Below are 17381 nucleotides of genomic sequence, written 5' to 3'. Positions count from 1 at the left end.
CCTAGACGGTGCCATTTGAGAATCATGCGATGATCTTGATCTCTGATGGTAACTGTTGTAGGCACCACGTTCTACATCCCCAGTCGATCATGTTTTCTACGGTTAAATCTGAAAAATCTTCAGGTAAATCAAAACCTAAAAACTTCATGGCCCGTTGTAGATCCTGTTTAGGATGGTCATCACTTATTGCTGTCGCATGATTCTGTTTGGAAAACTTATTCCCATGTTCATCGACAGCCAAAGGTAGATGTAAGTAGCTAATCGGTGTCTGATGAAGTGTATGATAGAGACTGATTTGACGACCCGTTGGTTCTATCAAATCTGCGCCGCGTACTACTTCTGTGACACCTTGAGTAATATCGTCAATCACTACCGCTAAGTTATAAGCAAACAAGCCATCACGTCGTTTGATAATGAAATCTTCATGCGCGAGTGCTTTAGGGATGTGAATTTCCCCTTGTCTTAAATCGATAAATGACTCAACCGGGTTATCCATACGCAGTCGCACAGAACAATGATCACTGTGAGTTAAACGCTTATTTCTGCAGGTTCCTAAATAATATCCTCCAGACGCCTTAATTTGTTTGCGTGTACATTCGCAAAAATAGGCTTGCCCTTCTTCTAACCAAGTATCAATTTGTTGCTGGTATAAGTGATGCCGTTGGCTTTGATATACCACTTCACCATCCCAATGCAGCTGATAACGTTCAAGCGTTCGAAGAATTTTATCCGCTGCCCCAGGCATTTCTCTTGGTGGGTCGAGGTCTTCAATTCTTACCAGCCATTTTCCTTGCTGTGAACGTGCTTGGAAGTAGCTACCCAGTGCTGCTACCAAAGAGCCAAAGTGTAATAGCCCTGATGGAGAGGGAGCAAAGCGACCAATATAACTCATGTTTGTAACTTACACCTTTATAATGACGCGCCATTGTAGCGAAATGAAGACCATGATGCAGCTATAAAACCCATTGACCTGATAGCTTGGGGAATGTATCCATCGCGATATACAGAGAAGAGAAATCTTTGAGGGTGCAGAGAACCTGGCTTCTGCCCTGATGGGAGAAGCTAAGAGGACATTACTAAAGTTTTGCTTGGCACCGCTTTAGTAATAAAAAAGGGAGCATTACGCTCCCTTTTCAATTGGATTTTATCCTAGCATTTGCTTTTCTTTCATCTCAGCTAGCGTTTTACAGTCGATACATAAATCAGCTGTAGGGCGAGCTTCTAAGCGACGAACACCAATCTCGACGCCACATGATTCACAGTACCCGAAATCTTCATCCTTGATCTTATCGAGTGTTTTCTCAATTTTTTTGATCAGGCGACGCTCACGGTCACGGTTACGCAGTTCTAAGCTAAACTCTTCTTCCTGTGACGCACGGTCAACAGGATCGGGGAAGTTTGACGCTTCGTCTTGCATGTGGTGAACGGTACGGTTTACTTCGGCCCTGAGCTGGTCACGCCATGCTTCAAGAATTTTAGTAAAATGTTCAACTTGGCCAGGTGACATGTACTCTTCACCCGGTTTTTCTTGATATGGTTCAACACCAGCAATGGCTAGGATGCCTAGCGTTTTCTTTTTGGACTCAAGCATACAGCATCTCCTACTAACACCTAGTCAACTGCGATAGCAGTTAAATTAAGGCGGGTATCTATAGCAAAAAGAAGACAGAGTGGCAATCATTCATTAGCAAACTTATCGTCAATGTGAAGATATCAACAGTTTTTTGCTGTATGAGGGACGAATTCGACACGAGACTCTAGTTGAATCTCATTTTCAGAAAACGCTGCCTTGTAGCATAGTACTTCTACTCCAGCTTCTTGCGCCATTGTTAACAATCGCGAATATTCCGCGTCTATATGGAGAGCAGGAGAGACTTTTTCAATCCCTGAATGCAAAACAACGTATAAAAGTACGGCCCTGCTCTCATTTTTAACCATCTCAGTCAGTTCTCTAAGGTGTTTTTGTCCGCGAAGCGTTTTAGCATCGGGAAAGAAGCCTTGTCCTCTTAACTCCGATTTTTCTTCTACTGCCAACACATTATCGTCTAGCAGAGTAACACTTTTTACTTCGATGTAACATTTTGGTTCAGTTTGAGAGGTCAGTAGTATATCTATCCGACTATTTTCAATCCCGTACTTCACCTCAGTGTGGAGCTGATCATAGTTTTGTAGTTCTAGAATAGTTCCATTTTCAATAGCTTCCACTGTTAATTGATTTGCACGAGAGGTATTGATGCCAATTTTATCGCCTTGGGCGGTTTGGGTTATTTCCCAACTATGTGGATATTTTCGTTTTGGATTGTTTGAGGTGGAGTACCAAATCGTCGAACCTGGCTCCGCACAGCCAGTCATTGCGCCGGTATTGGCGCAATGAAGCGTAAACTGCTCGCCACTTTCCGTTTCAACATCCGCCAAAAATCGTTTATAGCGTTTGATTAATTTGGCTTTTTTTAATGGTGGAATAAATTTCATTTCAGTAGCCTGATACGGATATATGGGATGACATATCCCCCGCTTATTTTGCGAAAGTTTGGGTATATACTGTTTTTCTGTACAATAGTCTGGTCATTTAAGCATAAGGAGCGTGACTTGTCACAATTGCCTATCGCCGATGTATTACCGTTGTTAATTGAACAGATAACACATCGTCCTCAAGTCATTTTAAAAGCGGAGCCTGGCGCAGGTAAATCCACTTATTTTCCATTGCAATTACTTTTATCGGGTTGTATTTCTGGAAGAATTATCATGTTGGAGCCAAGACGTTTGGCGGCCAGAAATATTGCTGCTTATTTAGCAAAGCAACTCAATGAGCCTGTCGGGCAACGTGTTGGTTTTCGAGTCCGTGGTGAAACAAAGGTATCATCTGCGACTCAGCTTGAAATTGTGACAGAAGGCATCATGACACGCATGATTCAGAATGACCCTGAGCTTGATGGCGTGGACATGGTCATTTTTGATGAATTTCACGAGCGCAGTATTCATGCAGATACTGCGTTAGCGTTGAGTCTTGAAGCTCAATCGGTATTAAGAGACGATCTAAAAATCGTTGTCATGTCCGCTACATTAGATCAACAGGCATTGGGTCGGTTGCTCCCAGAATCGGCTTATGTGGAATCATCGGGTCGGCAATATCCAGTCGAACTGCGTTATAACCCTATCAAGCAGGGGGAGCGTTTAGCGCCAGCTATGGTCAAACTGATTCGCTCTCTGCTCAATTCTGAGCAAGGGTCGCTATTGGCCTTTTTGCCCGGGGTTAGTGCGATTAAGCAGGTAGAAGAGCAACTGTTAGGAACATTAGATGATGTTGTCGATGTATGTCCTCTTTATGGGCAGCTCGATTTCAAGCAACAGCAAAAAGCGATTTCACCGGCTAAAGATGGTCGGCGAAAAGTGGTATTGGCTACCAATATTGCAGAGACCTCATTAACTATAGAAGGCATTCGTTTAGTCGTTGATTCCGGCTTAGAACGTACCGCCAGTTTTGATTTAAAAACAGGCATTACCCGCCTTCAAGAAACTAAGATAGCTCAATCTTCTGCACAACAAAGAGCAGGGCGGGCTGGACGTTTGGAACCCGGCCTGTGTGTTAGGCTCTACAGTGAAAGTCAGTATCAGCAGCAACCGAAAGTTCCCACGCCTGAAATTTTGCAAAGTGATTTGGCTCCGTTAGCGATGGAATTAGCTGCATGGGGAACAACGGATGAAACCAGTTTATCTTGGCTAGATACGCCACCTAAAGCGTCGTTACAGCAGGGAAGAGAGTTACTTCAGCAATTATGCTTGATGCGTTCAGATTATCAATTAACGGCTATGGGGCAAGATGCTCATCAACTCGGTTTGCCTCCGCGCACTGCGGCGATGCTGCTGCAGGTTCAAGATGATCCCCTGTATTTCTCTGCCGCTGTGGCTGCGGCTGTCTTATTAGAAGAGCCGGAAAAAAATAGTCTTGATATCAGCCATAGTTTGTATCGCTGGCAGGAAAAACGCCATCCTAAATCATCATGGTTGTATAAACGGGCCCAACAATTGTGTTTTGCCTGTGATAACGAATTTAACCTTGCAACGGTGACGGCTAGTCAACTCTCGCTGGTAGTGGCGATGGCTTATCCTGATCGCATTGCTCAGTTACGCGATAATTCATTAGGCCAATTCCGTTTAAGTAACGGCCACGGTGCGTGGATTCATGAAAGTGAGCCATTAGCTAATGAGCACTATTTAGTGGTGACTGAGTTAATGCGTCATCAACAGCAGGCTAGTCAAATTTTTTCAGCAATAGCACTGGATATTCAACAGCTAGAAAATACCTTTGGCGCTTTATTTAAAACTAGTGAAGTGGTTGATTGGGATGATAAATCAGGCAGACTTACCGCTGAGAAACAGACCAAAATGGGTCAACTCGTCATTCAGCGCATTGCGCTCCCTGAGCCCAGTAAGGAAAAAATGACGCAAGCTTTGCTCAATTATGTCTCACGCAAAGGATTAGGCGTATTAAATTGGACACAGGATACCTTGGCATGGTTAGAGCGAGTGAGGTGTGGTATTGAGTGGTTACCACACGAGGGATGGCCTGCGATGGATGATGATAGCCTACGCTCTAGCGTCGACGACTGGTTAGCGCCTTATTTACTGGGGTGTACTTCAGCCAAGCAATTGCACAAAGTATCGGTTCTAGAAGCGTTAAGTGCTCGCTTAGGTTGGCCTCTTAATCAAAAGATTGATGAATGGCTGCCTACTCATCATCAAATGCCGACAGGAACAAAGAAAAAGATTCGCTATCAGCAAGGCATGTCACCCGTACTTTCAGTTCGAATGCAGGAAGTTTTTGGTGAAAAACAATCACCAGTGATTGCTCAAGGAACACAAACAGTTGTAATGGAATTACTGTCTCCGGCGCAAAGACCTTTGCAAGTCACGCAAGATCTCGCGGGATTTTGGCATGGTGCATATCGCGAGGTGCAAAAGGAGATGAAAGGACGTTATCCCAAACATGTTTGGCCTGATGATCCGGCGAATCACGTAGCGACAACGAAAACAAAACGACAATTGAATTCATGACTAAAAAAACAACACCGAAAAACAGCAAAAAGCAGTCAAAAGACAAAGCTGCCAGCCACAAGCAACCGGTAAAAAAAGGAATATGGCGTAAGTTATGGAGCATCGGGTGGAAACTTTCGATTGCCGTAGCAGCGGTGCTTTTGTTTGTTGGTATTTATCTAAACAGTGTCATCAAGCAGAGATTTGACGGACAACTTTTTCAGTTACCTACGGTGGTATATGCTCGTATCTTGCAACTGGAACCCGGTATGGACATCAGTTTGGAAGAGGTCCGCAATGAACTGGATGTATTGAAATACCGTAAGGTTCGTCAACCACACTATCCAGGAGAATATTCCGCTTCTTCTAGCCGTATTGAATTAATTCGTCGTCCCTTTGAATTTGCTGATGGCCCCGAGCCTGATCGCCACGTGATGCTAACGTTTGATGATGGTGGTTTAACCCATATTCAATCACTAGAAAAACGTGGGGAACTTGGTTATTTGCGTCTTGACCCTAAGATGCTTGGTATGTTGGAGAAAAATACTCCGGAAACACGTTTATTCCTGCGCCGGGATCAGTTCCCAGAAATTATGGTCGATGCTCTACTGACCACAGAAGACCGCCATTTTTATCAGCACGATGGTATTGCACCATTAGCAATCTTGCGTGCAATGCTAGTTAACTTACGTGCAGGCCATACAGTGCAGGGTGGCAGTACCTTAACCCAGCAATTGGCTAAGAATATATTCTTATCTAATAATCGGACCATCTGGCGTAAATTGCGTGAAGCCTATATGGCTTTGATCATTGATTATCGTTATAGCAAAGATCGCATTTTGCAGGCGTATATGAATGAAGTGTATATGGGGCAAAATGGCAGTGAAGCAGTACATGGTTTTGGGTTAGCCTCGCGACTCTATTTTGGGCAACCTCTGCAGGAGCTGCGTATTGATCAAATCGCTCTTTTGGTCGGGATGGTGAAAGGTCCCTCTTATTATAATCCTGTTCGTTATCCTGAACGTGCGCGAGAACGACGTAATCTAGTACTCAAGCTTATGATGGAAAGAGATATTCTTACCGCTAAGCAATATGAAGAAACCGTTTCTCGTCCACTGGATGTACAGAAACATCCGCATATTGCTAGCCGTCAGCCTGCCTACTTCCAGCAGTTGTCGATTGAATTGCATGATAAGGTGGGGGATGCCTTTAAATCTGAAACAGGCTTACGTGTATTTACTTCCTTAGACCCTGTTTCACAGGTGGATTTGGAAAGAGCAATAAAGCATAAGGTTCCTCAGTTAACTCGTCATGGTGGCAAAGAATTAGAGGCCGCTGCTGTTGCCGTTGATCGTAATACCGGCGAAATTCGCGCTATAGTTGGCGGAAAACGGGTAGGTTATGACGGGTTTAACCGAGCGTTAAATGCGAGCCGGCAAATTGGCTCTTTGGCAAAGGGGGCTGTGTATTTAACCGCGTTAGCTCAACCTGATAAATTCAGCTTAGCGACAACATTGCATGATAAACCGTTGACGTTGAAAGGTAATGAAGGCAGCGTATGGTCGCCACGTAACTTTGATCGTCGTTATCGCGGTGATGTGCCTCTTTATTTAGCGTTAGCGAAGTCATTGAATGTACCAACAGTCGAACTGGGTATGTCTCTCGGTATCGAAAATGTTGTGGATACCTTAGTGAAATTAGGTGTACCTCACCATGAGATTCGTCCAGTGCCAAGTATGTTCCTAGGCTCATTTACGTTAACACCAATGGAAGTAGCCCAGATGTACCAGACCATTACTAACTCAGGGCGAAAAGCACCACTATCGGCATTGCGTTCTGTATTGGATTTGAAAGGCAATGTTCTGTATCAATCTATCCCTAAAGTTTCACAGGCGGTACCACAACAGGCTGCATGGTTAACGACGTACGCGATGAAACGAGGCGTGCTGGAAGGAACTGGCCGCTATTTACAGAATCATTTTTCTTGGGCTGCGTTAGCTGGAAAAACGGGCACCAGTAGTGATACTCGAGACAGTTGGTTTGTCGGCGTTGATGGTCGCGAGGTGACAACCATTTGGGTTGGACGAGATGACAATAAGCCCACTTATTTAACTGGTGCAAGCGGTGCTTTACGAATTTATGCGGATTATCTCGATCGTCGTATCCCGCAGAAATTAGTCTTGCCTTGGCCAAATGAAATCAGCACGATAGGGTTTGATAAAACCTCTGATGGTGATTTACGTGTCGATTGTGCCAGTGAACTGAAATTACCGGTTTGGGATGATAAAGGTCAATGGAAAGAGCAGTGCCAGCAAGGTTCCTCTAATTGGCTTAAGCGTTTATTTCAGTGGTAATTTTTAATATTGTTTGAGGTATGACTGACTACAGTCATACCTCAACGGGTAATATCCCACCTTATATTCTAATTATTCTAAGGATTTTCAGTGAAGTTGTTGAACCGCTATGTGTTGGCTGCAATGTGTTTATTACCCGCTTTTTCAGTTTGGTCAGCCGATCTAGCAGCTACTGACCATGTTCAGCATAGTTCGCGCCCTAAAATTGCTTTGGTATTAGCGGGGGGAGGAGCAAAAGGTGCAGCGCATATTGGGGTACTGAAAGCCTTAGAAGAATTACATGTACCGGTTGATATTGTCACCGGCACAAGCATGGGCGCTTATGTCGCAGGCCTCTATGCGATAGGTATGGATGCTGATCAAATTGAAACTATGGTTAATTCGATTGATTGGAACGAAGGTTATCGCGATCGTGTTGACCGAAGTGAACGTCGGGTTAGGGACAAAGAACATGAAGACCGTTATCAACTGTATACAGATTTAGGTATTCGCTGGGGAGAGATCCGTGCTCCGAAAGGCGTAGTGCAGGGACAAAACATGCTGAAAATTTTGCGCCAAAGCACCCATAATTTATTGCCGTTTAAATCCTTTGATAATTTAGTGATTCCGTATCGTGCGGTTGCTACTGACATAACCAAATTGCAGCCAGTGGTGCTTGATCATGGTTATTTGGTTGATGCGATGATGGCAAGTATGTCTGTACCTGGTGCATTGCCGCCCTATGAACTCGATGGTCATTGGTTAGTTGACGGTGGGGTCACTAACAATATGCCGGTCGATGTTGCTCGTAAAATGGGCGCAGATAAGGTCATTGCTGTTGATATCAGTACTGACTATAAAGATTCTGAAGATTTTACCAATTTTTTCTCCATCGCTGACCAGCTATCTAATTATTTGGTTCGCAGCTCGACTCAAAAACAAGCCGACACACTGACCGATGTAGATGTGTTGTTGCATCCAGATGTCGGCATGATGGAAACAACAGAATTCAATAAAATGCCGCAAGCCTTTAAAAAAGGGTATCAGGCGGTCATGGCTAACAAAGAAAAATTTAAGTCTTTTGAGTTATCCCCTAAAGCTTATCAGGCTTATGTGGCGGAGAAAATGAAACGACGAAAGCTCCTGAAACGCGGCAGTGACATGAAGGTAGATAAAGTCGTTATCAATAATATGTCTCACTATAGTAATGAACTTCTAGAAAACCGGTTAGACCTAAAATCAGGTAAAGTTATTCCGCAAGATCAAGTTGAGCAGAGCGTTGAAAGCTTATATGCACTCGATCGTTTTGAACAAGTCAGTTACGAATATGATGACAGTAATGATGAAAATGATTTGATTGTTAATGTTAAAGAGAAATCTTGGGGGCCTAATTACGCCAACTTTCGTTTCTTTTTAGAAGATGACTTTAATAGTGATAGTCAATATTCAATCGGTATGTCGACTAACTTCACCGATATTAATAAACAAGGCGCAGAGTTGACGCTGAATTTTAATATGGGAACCGACAAACTCATTGAGGCAGAATTTTACTCGCCGCTTTTTTCTGGACAGAAGACTTTCTTTACCTCATCTGTACGCTATAGCATTGATAAACGAAGTGTACCTTTAACGGGGTTTGACGATACCTCCTTGCAAGCGACCGAAAACTACTATGCCTTAGAATACACGGAGTGGCGTGGTGAGGTTGCTTTCGGTTATCAACGCAATTTATGGCAGGAAGCTCAGATTGGTGGGCGATTGATTCAAGGAAACGCGGAGTATTCCACTTTACCTTCTTATGGGCATGCTAATTTTAAACGTGCGGGCATATTTTTAAACTACCGGATTGATACTTTAGATAATTATGCACTTCCAACCGACGGTATTTACTTTAATTTAGAATACTTATTCTCACATGATGAGATTTACGATGGGGATCAGCGTCTAATTTCAGATAGTATTGATACGGTCAACGAATTGTCGACTAAACTGATCTTAGCTCATAGCTTTGATCGGCATACGTTAGTTGGCCATATCGATTACGGGCAAGTGAAGAGTAAAAACACTTCAACCCCGATTGACCCTAAAACCATAGGTGGTTTTTTGAACCTGTCTGGTATTCCGCGTAATAGCCTGATTGGGCAGAATAAAGCGTTTGCTAGTTTAGTCTATCGTTATCGTTGGTTTGATAATGACTTTGGCCTGTTCACGTCGCCCGTCTATCTGGGCGCTTCGTTAGAATATGGTGGAGTTTGGTCAGACCCAGATGAAGATGTGAGTTCAGCGCCTCTGTATGCAGCCGGCTCGCTGTTTACTGGTGTTGACTCGCCCATTGGACCGATAATGTTCGGATATGGACGTACAGAGCAAGATTATAGCTCAGTCTACTTAATCATTGGTTCAAGCTTTGAGTAGCGATCCAAGTCTAAAATCCACATGTATTATGCATGTTTAGGCGTAACTTGATATGTTGATCAATGTGAGTAGATTTTAAAATATAGTTAGTTTTGCTAGTCTGTCGACCAAAGTTTAGCCTCTCTAGAGTGCTGTTTTTCTGCAAAAATGGATGAAGAACACGCTCAATCTGATAGGGAGTCTAAGTTTCCAAGGATGTCCACTCTCTATTCAAAAATAACCAGAGTGGACCGCAATGAGAGGAATATGTCGTGCTTGAAGCCTACCGTAAACACGTCGCAGAGCGTGCCGCTGAAGGAGTTGTGTCAAAACCTTTAGATGCAGAACAAGTTGCAGGACTTGTTGAATTGCTGAAAAACCCTCCCAAAGGTGAAGAAGCGTTTATTGTTGATTTACTTGAAAATCGCATTCCACCTGGTGTTGATGAAGCGGCCTATGTAAAAGCAGGATTTCTTGCTGCTGTGACAAAAGGTGAAGTGACTTCGCCTTTGATTAGTCCAGAAAAAGCGGCGCAGCTGCTTGGAACAATGCAAGGTGGTTATAATATTGCCCCACTCGTCGATTTATTAGATAACGATAAATTGGCTCCCATCGCAGTAAAAGCGTTATCGCACACTCTGCTTATGTTCGATGCTTTCTTCGATGTTGAAGAAAAAGCAAAAGCAGGTAACTCTGCGGCTAAAACGGTCATGCAGTCTTGGGCTGATGCCGAATGGTTTTTAGAAAAACCAAAACTGGCCGATAAAGTGACTCTTACCGTTTTTAAAGTGACTGGTGAAACGAACACCGATGACTTATCTCCAGCACCTGACGCTTGGTCTCGTCCCGACATTCCTCTTCATGCCCTCGCGATGTTAAAAAATGAGCGTGAAGGTATTAATCCTGATGATCCTGGCAATATTGGCCCGATTAAACAGATCGAAGCTCTTAAAGCAAAAGGTCATCAACTCGCTTATGTGGGTGATGTCGTTGGTACGGGGTCATCACGTAAATCAGCGACTAACTCTGTGTTGTGGTTTATGGGCGAAGATATTCCTTATGTCCCTAATAAACGCGCTGGTGGCTATGTCCTTGGTGGAAAAATTGCACCCATCTTTTTCAACACCATGGAAGATGCGGGAGCCTTGCCCGTTGAGCTTGATGTTTCCAAATTAAATATGGGTGATGTCATTGATGTTTATCCATATGAAGGAAAGGTATGTAACCATGAAACGGGTGATGTACTTTCTACGTTTAAATTAAAAACTGACGTTATTCTTGATGAAGTACGTGCGGGTGGTCGAATTCCTTTGATCATTGGTCGTGGTTTGACTGATCGTGCACGAGAATCATTAGGTTTAGAACCTTCTACCGTATTCACTCGTCCTATCCCTGTTTCTGATAACGGGAAAGGTTTCAGTTTGGCTCAAAAAATGGTGGGTAAAGCCTGTGGTGTTGAAGGTATCCGCCCGGGAACTTACTGCGAACCGAAAATGACCACAGTTGGCTCACAAGATACCACAGGGCCAATGACTCGTGACGAGTTGAAAGATTTAGCGTGTTTAGGTTTCTCTGCTGATTTGGTGATGCAGTCTTTCTGTCATACGTCGGCTTATCCAAAACCGGTTGATGTTGAAACCCACCATACTTTGCCCGATTTTATTATGAACCGAGGTGGGGTATCGCTACGCCCTGGTGACGGTATTATCCACTCGTGGCTCAACCGTATGTTACTCCCAGATACGGTGGGTACTGGTGGTGACTCACATACGCGTTTCCCATTAGGGATTTCTTTCCCTGCTGGCTCAGGCCTTGTTGCGTTTGCCGCTGCAACCGGTGTAATGCCTTTAGATATGCCTGAGTCTGTATTAGTCCGTTTTAAAGGTAAAATGCAGCCAGGAATTACCTTGCGCGATCTTGTGCATGCAATTCCTTATTACGGGATTAAAAATGGCCTTTTGACTGTTGAAAAAGCAGGCAAAATTAATGAGTTCTCTGGTCGTGTCGTTGAGATTGAAGGCCTAGAACATCTAACAGTAGAGCAAGCATTTGAATTATCCGATGCTTCAGCTGAACGTTCAGCGGCCGGTTGTACGGTGAAATTGTCTAAAGAATCCATCTCTGAGTATCTAAACTCTAATATCACTATGTTGAAGTGGATGATCTCAGAAGGGTATGGCGATCGTCGTACCATTGAACGACGAGTTAAGGCGATGCAAGATTGGTTAGATAACCCAAGCTTGATGGAAGCCGATGAAAATGCTGATTACGCTCATGTTCTTGAAATCGATATGAACGAAATTAAAGAGCCTATCCTATGTGCACCGAACGATCCTGATGATGCTCGCACATTGTCTGATGTTGCAGGTACAGGCATTGATGAAGTGTTCATTGGTTCTTGTATGACAAACATTGGTCATTTCCGTGCTGCTGGCAAACTATTGGATAAATTCAAAGGTCAGTTAACCACTCGTTTATGGGTTGCTCCGCCAACTAAAATGGATAAAGACCAACTGATTGAAGAAGGTTATTACGGTATCTTTGGTCGTGCTGGGGTTCGTATTGAAACTCCAGGATGTTCGTTATGCATGGGTAACCAAGCCCGTGTTGCGGATAAATCAACGGTAATGTCGACATCAACGCGTAACTTCCCGAACCGTTTAGGTAATGGGGCCAATGTATTCTTGGCATCAGCAGAACTTTCTGCTGTTGGCGCTATTTTGGGGCGTATCCCAACGGCACAAGAATATATGGAATATGCGAAACAGATAGATGCAACCGCCGCTGATACTTATCGATATCTCAACTTCCATCTAATGGGACAATATACCGATAAAGCCGATACTGTTATTTTCCAAGCATCTGCCTAATAGAGCGTTATCTTCAAACGAGTAAAGAGGTCGCATTGAGCGGCCTCTTTTTGTAGGAGCATAATGTGTATGGCTGAGTGAATGACACTGCATCTTGCTGCCTTTTCGGTATATACTCTCCGCGATTTATTACTAATAACAGCAATTATGGAATTCGAATTTACAAAAAATACCTTACTCGGCGAGTACCAAGTTAAATGTTCAATGGAACATCAAATAGTCGGAAGGTGGCTTCAAGAGGAGATCGGTCGCGATTGCACAAAGATCGATCATATTTTTCAGTTGATCGAACAAGCGCACCAATATCCAGCAAATGAGCTTAAATGGTCTGGAAAAGAGATTTCCTTACTGCTGTGTGACTCTGAAGTCACTGTGCAGGAAAATACCATGATGGCTGGCTTTGAAGAAGATATTGATAGCGAGTTTTCACTTTATGAAAGTGAAAGTAGCGCACAATGTGGTTTGGAAGATTTTGAGTCCCTTCTCGAACAGTGGAAAACGTTCATTGCTCGATATTAAATCACGCTGTCCAAGATGATGCACTCAGATGGTGAGTGGTCGGTATAGCGCTTTATTATAGGGAAAAAGCTGCACCTTAGTGGTGCGGCTTTTTTGTTTTTTAGGCTATTTCCTTTTTAAATTTTATATATATCAATGGCTTAAAAAGTTGGCACGCACCTTGGATTAGAAAGTCTGAAAGTGGATGACAGAATTTTGGATTTTGGAGAGGACGCGATGAAACTGATTAATGCAATCATTAAACCATTTAAACTTGACGATGTTCGCGAAGCACTTGCTGATGTGGGCATTGAAGGTATGACTGTTTCTGAAGTGAAAGGCTTCGGTCGTCAAAAAGGTCATACAGAACTTTACCGCGGTGCGGAGTACCAAGTGGACTTCTTACCTAAGGTAAAAATAGAAATCGCTACTCAAGCTGAAAACGTAGATCGAGTAGTTGAAGCGATAATTAAAGCCGCACATACCGGTAAAATCGGTGACGGCAAAATTTTTGTTTATGATTTGAGCCACGCAGTTCGTATTCGCACAGGCGAGACGGACACGGAAGCCCTTTAATAGTTATTTTCTAGGACGGAGAAGCTTATATGGAACTGTCGGTTACAGTAACAGAATTACGTTACGCATTAGACACTTTCTTTTTCTTGATTTCTGGCGCATTAGTGATGTGGATGGCAGCAGGTTTTGCAATGCTTGAAGCTGGTCTAGTTCGTTCTAAAAACACCACAGAAATCTTAACTAAAAACTTTGTACTTTATGCGATAGCGTGCACCATGTACTTGTTTGTTGGTTACAACATCATGTACGTTGATAATACTAGCGGTGGTTGGTGGCCATCATTCGGTTCATTAATTGGGACTCAAGCTGACGGTGCTGATCACTCATTGGAATCTGATTTCTTCTTCCAAGTTGTGTTCGTTGCGACTTCTATGTCAGTAGTTTCTGGTGCAGTTGCTGAACGTATGAAACTTTGGTCATTCCTCATTTTCTCAGTTATTTTGACCGCATTTATTTACCCACTAGAAGGCTACTGGACTTGGGGCGGTGGTTTCCTTTCAGAAGCTGGTTTTAGTGACTTTGCTGGTTCTGGTATTGTGCACATGGCAGGTGCTGCCGCAGCATTAGCTGGTGTGATTTTACTGGGTGCTCGTAAAGGTAAATTCGGTAAAAACGGTGAAGTTTACCCAATTCCTGGTTCAAACATGCCATTAGCAACATTAGGTACCTTTATCCTATGGTTTGGCTGGTTTGGTTTTAATGGTGGTTCTCAACTTGCTCTTTCTAACTTTGAGAATGCCACTGCTGTTGGTCAAATCTTCCTAAATACCAATGCGGCTGCGGCGGCTGGTGCAATTGCTGCAATGCTTGTATGTAAGACTACTTGGGGTAAAGCTGACCTAACTATGATTCTTAACGGTGCGTTAGCTGGTCTAGTTGCAATCACTGCGGATCCTCTATCACCATCACCATTGATGTCTGTTGCGATTGGTGTGGTTGCTGGTGTTCTTGTTGTGTTTAGCATCATCACTTTAGATAAACTAAAAATTGATGATCCAGTGGGTGCGATTTCAGTACACGGTGTATGTGGTCTACTAGGTCTTCTTGCGGTACCACTAAGTAATGCTGATGCTTCATTTGGTTCGCAAATCCTAGGTGCTGTTGTTATCTTTGCTTGGGTATTTATTGCTAGCTTGGTAGTTTGGGGCATCCTAAAAGCAACAATGGGTATCCGCGTTTCTGAAGAAGAAGAGATGGAAGGTATGGATATTCACGACTGTGGTGTCGATGCTTACCCAGAGTTTGTTACTGTTAAGTAATATAAGCTTCTACAATAAAAAACCTGCCATGTTGGCAGGTTTTTTTTATGTCTATTCGTTGTTACCAGAAAGTAAGGTAATGTTTAACCTTACTTTTTCTTCGCATGATAGATAGTGAATTTATTGGTTTTAGCTGGTATTTCACAATGCCCAAAGCTCTGTTCGATAATTGGTGGGTACTTTAAGAAACTATTAGCAACAACAAAGAGTTCTCCTCGGTTTGTTAATACAGATGGAGCTTGTGCCAGCAGCGTTTCAGTTGCACGATAACTGGTATCTAACCCAGAATGAAATGGAGGGTTTGTCACTAGGTAGCGATAATCTTGTTCGGTATCGGAGTAAACATCTGATGCAAAAACATGGCCTTGCAAATGATTAACCTTCAGGGTTTCTTGGGATGAACGAATGGCTAAGGCACTAATATCGCATTGGTGTAATTCAATATTAGGATTTAAGGTCGCCATGACCGTGCCAATGACTCCTGCACCACATCCAAAATCCAGTACTTTACCGCTCAGAGTTGGGAGCGTATCGAGTAATAGGCGACTGCCAATATCAAATTCGCCATGACTAAATACGCCGGGCAAACTACGAATGGTGATCTCATGTTCTTGATAGCTAACTTGATAAGATTTAAACCAATCATCTAATGAAAATGCGGGTATTTCCTGAGTACACTGGCCCCAGTAAAACGAGCAGCGGCGGGCAGAATCATACTTATTCACGATGCCATAGGGTTGAAACATCTTCTCAATACTTTTGACCCCAGAACGATTTTCACCTACGACAACAATTTCAGTATTAACACCTAATTTGGCAAATAACATAGCCAATAAGTATTGTGCCTCTTGTTTGGCTTTGGGCCAATACAGAAGAACTAAATCAGCAGGTGTGTCTTGGGTGAGTTCAGCACCAAAAAAACTAGTAATAGATTTATGGCCCGACCATTGGCGATGATAGCCATAATTGGTCGTAAAAATCTGTACGGATTCACAATGTTTTTCTAGTTCAGCAGGGAAGCGATCTTCAGCTTCACCGGCGACTAAAACATGTTTACCTGCGAAATATTCAATCTGGCGCTGAGCAATTTGGCTTGGTGCTGTGTATTGAGACATGGTGATTCCAGTGTTATTCAGAAGTGGCCGATTTTCGCATAAAGCAATCAACGCTTGAAGCGTTGATTGAAAAGAAAAGGGCGCATCATGCGCCCTTCAAAATAGATTAGTTTTTGTCTTGCCAGCTAAGAAATGATCGAAACTCTTCATCGTACATATTGAACAGAACAACCGTGATGGCAAAAATGAGTGGACCATATATTAAACCAATTAAACCAAATAGCTGAATACCACCTAAGAGTGAAAAGAAGATCATCAGAGTATTCATTCCGCCACTTCCTTGCATTAAGAATGGGCGTAATAGGTTGTCGATGGAACCGACAATGGCAATACTCCAAATAGCGAGGAAGATTGCCCAATTAATGTCCCCAGTGACCAAAAGGTAAATGGTTGCTGGCACCCAGACTAACGCGGTCCCGATGACAGGAATAAACGAGGCAAATCCCATGATTGTTCCCCAAAATAGCCCAGGGAAACCTGCAAGCCACATTCCTATACCGCCAGCGAATCCTTGCGCGATAGCAGTAAGGAACGATCCCATGACCGCAGATTTAGATACTTGTTCTATTTCAGTAAGTAAGCGATCTTCTTGGCTACGCGATAGCGGGATGATATGGCGCAAAGAGCCAATAATTTTGTCGTTATCTCGCAAAACAAAAAACAGCACAAATAGCATCAGGAAGAAGTCCATGATGAAATTTGTTGCATCACCTAACACTTTGGCACTGATTCCCACTAATTTAGTACCAAAAGACGTCGAGAAATTCGCTAATTTTTCACTTATTTGTTGCGGTGTTAATGAGTCAAAAGGGAGATAGTGGTTAGCAAAGTTGAATGCTTTATCAACGAGCGGGTGATTGAAGAAAGCTTGAATACCGCCATGTGTTACCCAGTGATACAAGCTTTGCGAAAATTTTGAGCCTTGCTGAACAATGGCTCCAAATACCGTGAGTAAAGGTAATACGACGATAACAGTTAAAATGAAACATGATATCAAGGCCGCGATATTTTGATGTTTCGGGAGTTTTGTCGCGATACGGTTATGAATGGGGAACATTAACATCGAAATGATAAAAGCCATCACGATAGAGTTAATATAAGGTTCAATAAGTAAATAACAAGCAAACGCGGCCGCCAATAGAGCGATAATTAGCAACCAATGGCTGGAGGATATTCTTATTTTTTCTGGCACGATAGGTATCCCAATGGGTTTTCATTCAACGACGTTGATGTAGAGCAGTTATCTACTAAAAATAATGTATATAATGGACATAAATTGATCATGAAGCAATGTGCAAGGAG

12 protein-coding genes are annotated in these 17381 nt (G+C 43.1%); 7 read left to right on the top strand and 5 right to left on the bottom strand.

The window, feature by feature from the left end; all coding sequences use genetic code 11:
- Window positions 1-22: 22 nt before the first annotated feature.
- From gluQRS to sfsA, 3 genes are all read right to left on the bottom strand, one after another.
- Entirely contained in the window at window positions 23-892 is an 870-nt protein-coding gene (gluQRS, locus tag I1A42_RS01535) for a tRNA glutamyl-Q(34) synthetase GluQRS (protein ID WP_161153860.1), read from the bottom strand.
- Window positions 893-1144: 252 nt separating this feature from the next.
- Entirely contained in the window at window positions 1145-1591 is a 447-nt protein-coding gene (dksA, locus tag I1A42_RS01530) for an RNA polymerase-binding protein DksA (protein ID WP_161153861.1), read from the bottom strand.
- A gap of 122 nt (window positions 1592-1713) precedes the next feature.
- Window positions 1714-2472 (bottom strand): DNA/RNA nuclease SfsA, encoded by a 759-nt coding sequence (gene sfsA, locus I1A42_RS01525; protein WP_196122455.1) that lies wholly within the window; start codon window positions 2470-2472, stop codon window positions 1714-1716.
- Between the two features lie 117 nt (window positions 2473-2589).
- Here sfsA and hrpB point away from each other — a divergent pair, with 117 nt between their 5' ends.
- The 7 genes from hrpB to I1A42_RS01490 all read left to right on the top strand — a co-directional run bounded on the left by hrpB (window position 2590) and on the right by I1A42_RS01490 (window position 14964).
- Complete coding sequence (gene hrpB, locus I1A42_RS01520) at window positions 2590-5055, top strand: ATP-dependent helicase HrpB (protein ID WP_196122453.1); 2466 nt, start codon at window positions 2590-2592, stop codon at window positions 5053-5055.
- Window positions 5052-7388 carry a penicillin-binding protein 1B gene (gene mrcB / locus I1A42_RS01515; RefSeq protein WP_196122451.1) on the top strand — a complete coding sequence of 779 codons (2337 nt, stop codon included), beginning with the start codon at window positions 5052-5054 and terminating at the stop codon, window positions 7386-7388. The genes hrpB and mrcB overlap by 4 nt, the downstream gene beginning before the upstream one ends.
- A gap of 123 nt (window positions 7389-7511) precedes the next feature.
- Entirely contained in the window at window positions 7512-9782 is a 2271-nt protein-coding gene (locus tag I1A42_RS01510; RefSeq protein ID WP_161153913.1) for a patatin-like phospholipase family protein, read from the top strand.
- Between the two features lie 251 nt (window positions 9783-10033).
- Entirely contained in the window at window positions 10034-12631 is a 2598-nt protein-coding gene (gene acnB / locus I1A42_RS01505) for a bifunctional aconitate hydratase 2/2-methylisocitrate dehydratase (RefSeq protein ID WP_196122449.1), read from the top strand.
- 147 nt (window positions 12632-12778) lie between these two features.
- Window positions 12779-13150: a YacL family protein gene (locus tag I1A42_RS01500; protein WP_161153866.1), complete on the top strand. Its 372-nt coding sequence runs from the start codon at window positions 12779-12781 to the stop codon at window positions 13148-13150.
- Window positions 13151-13366: 216 nt separating this feature from the next.
- The gene (gene glnK / locus I1A42_RS01495; RefSeq protein ID WP_161153867.1) at window positions 13367-13705 is read left to right on the top strand and encodes a P-II family nitrogen regulator; all 339 of its coding nucleotides are present in this window, start codon (window positions 13367-13369) and stop codon (window positions 13703-13705) included.
- A 29-nt stretch (window positions 13706-13734) separates the two neighbouring features.
- Complete coding sequence (locus tag I1A42_RS01490; protein ID WP_161153868.1) at window positions 13735-14964, top strand: ammonium transporter; 1230 nt, start codon at window positions 13735-13737, stop codon at window positions 14962-14964.
- A gap of 89 nt (window positions 14965-15053) precedes the next feature.
- Here I1A42_RS01490 and rsmC read toward each other — a convergent pair whose 3' ends face one another.
- Window positions 15054-16079 carry a 16S rRNA (guanine(1207)-N(2))-methyltransferase RsmC gene (rsmC, locus tag I1A42_RS01485; RefSeq protein WP_196122447.1) on the bottom strand — a complete coding sequence of 342 codons (1026 nt, stop codon included), beginning with the start codon at window positions 16077-16079 and terminating at the stop codon, window positions 15054-15056.
- A gap of 106 nt (window positions 16080-16185) precedes the next feature.
- A complete protein-coding gene (locus tag I1A42_RS01480) occupies window positions 16186-17271 on the bottom strand; it encodes an AI-2E family transporter (RefSeq protein WP_161153870.1) in 1086 nt (361 codons plus the stop codon).
- Between the last annotated feature and the right edge of the window lie 110 nt (window positions 17272-17381).

The organism is Vibrio nitrifigilis (genome assembly GCF_015686695.1).
GTDB classification, from domain to species: domain Bacteria; phylum Pseudomonadota; class Gammaproteobacteria; order Enterobacterales; family Vibrionaceae; genus Vibrio; species Vibrio nitrifigilis.
The sequence above is the reverse complement of the archived record's forward strand: the minus strand, read 5'-3'. Positions and strand labels throughout refer to the sequence as shown.

Bases quoted from the DNA above. Each gene is read 5' to 3' on its own strand.
- gluQRS (WP_161153860.1), bottom strand. From the start codon at position 892: ATGAGTTATATTGGTCGCTTTGCTCCCTCTCCATCAGGGCTATTACAC.
- dksA (WP_161153861.1), bottom strand. From the start codon at position 1,591: ATGCTTGAGTCCAAAAAGAAAACGCTAGGCATCCTAGCCATTGCTGGT.
- sfsA (WP_196122455.1), bottom strand. From the start codon at position 2,472: ATGAAATTTATTCCACCATTAAAAAAAGCCAAATTAATCAAACGCTAT.
- mrcB (WP_196122451.1), top strand. From the start codon at position 5,052: ATGACTAAAAAAACAACACCGAAAAACAGCAAAAAGCAGTCAAAAGAC.
- I1A42_RS01510 (WP_161153913.1), top strand. From the start codon at position 7,512: ATGTGTTTATTACCCGCTTTTTCAGTTTGGTCAGCCGATCTAGCAGCT.
- I1A42_RS01500 (WP_161153866.1), top strand. From the start codon at position 12,779: ATGGAATTCGAATTTACAAAAAATACCTTACTCGGCGAGTACCAAGTT.
- glnK (WP_161153867.1), top strand. From the start codon at position 13,367: ATGAAACTGATTAATGCAATCATTAAACCATTTAAACTTGACGATGTT.
- I1A42_RS01490 (WP_161153868.1), top strand. From the start codon at position 13,735: ATGGAACTGTCGGTTACAGTAACAGAATTACGTTACGCATTAGACACT.
- rsmC (WP_196122447.1), bottom strand. From the start codon at position 16,079: ATGTCTCAATACACAGCACCAAGCCAAATTGCTCAGCGCCAGATTGAA.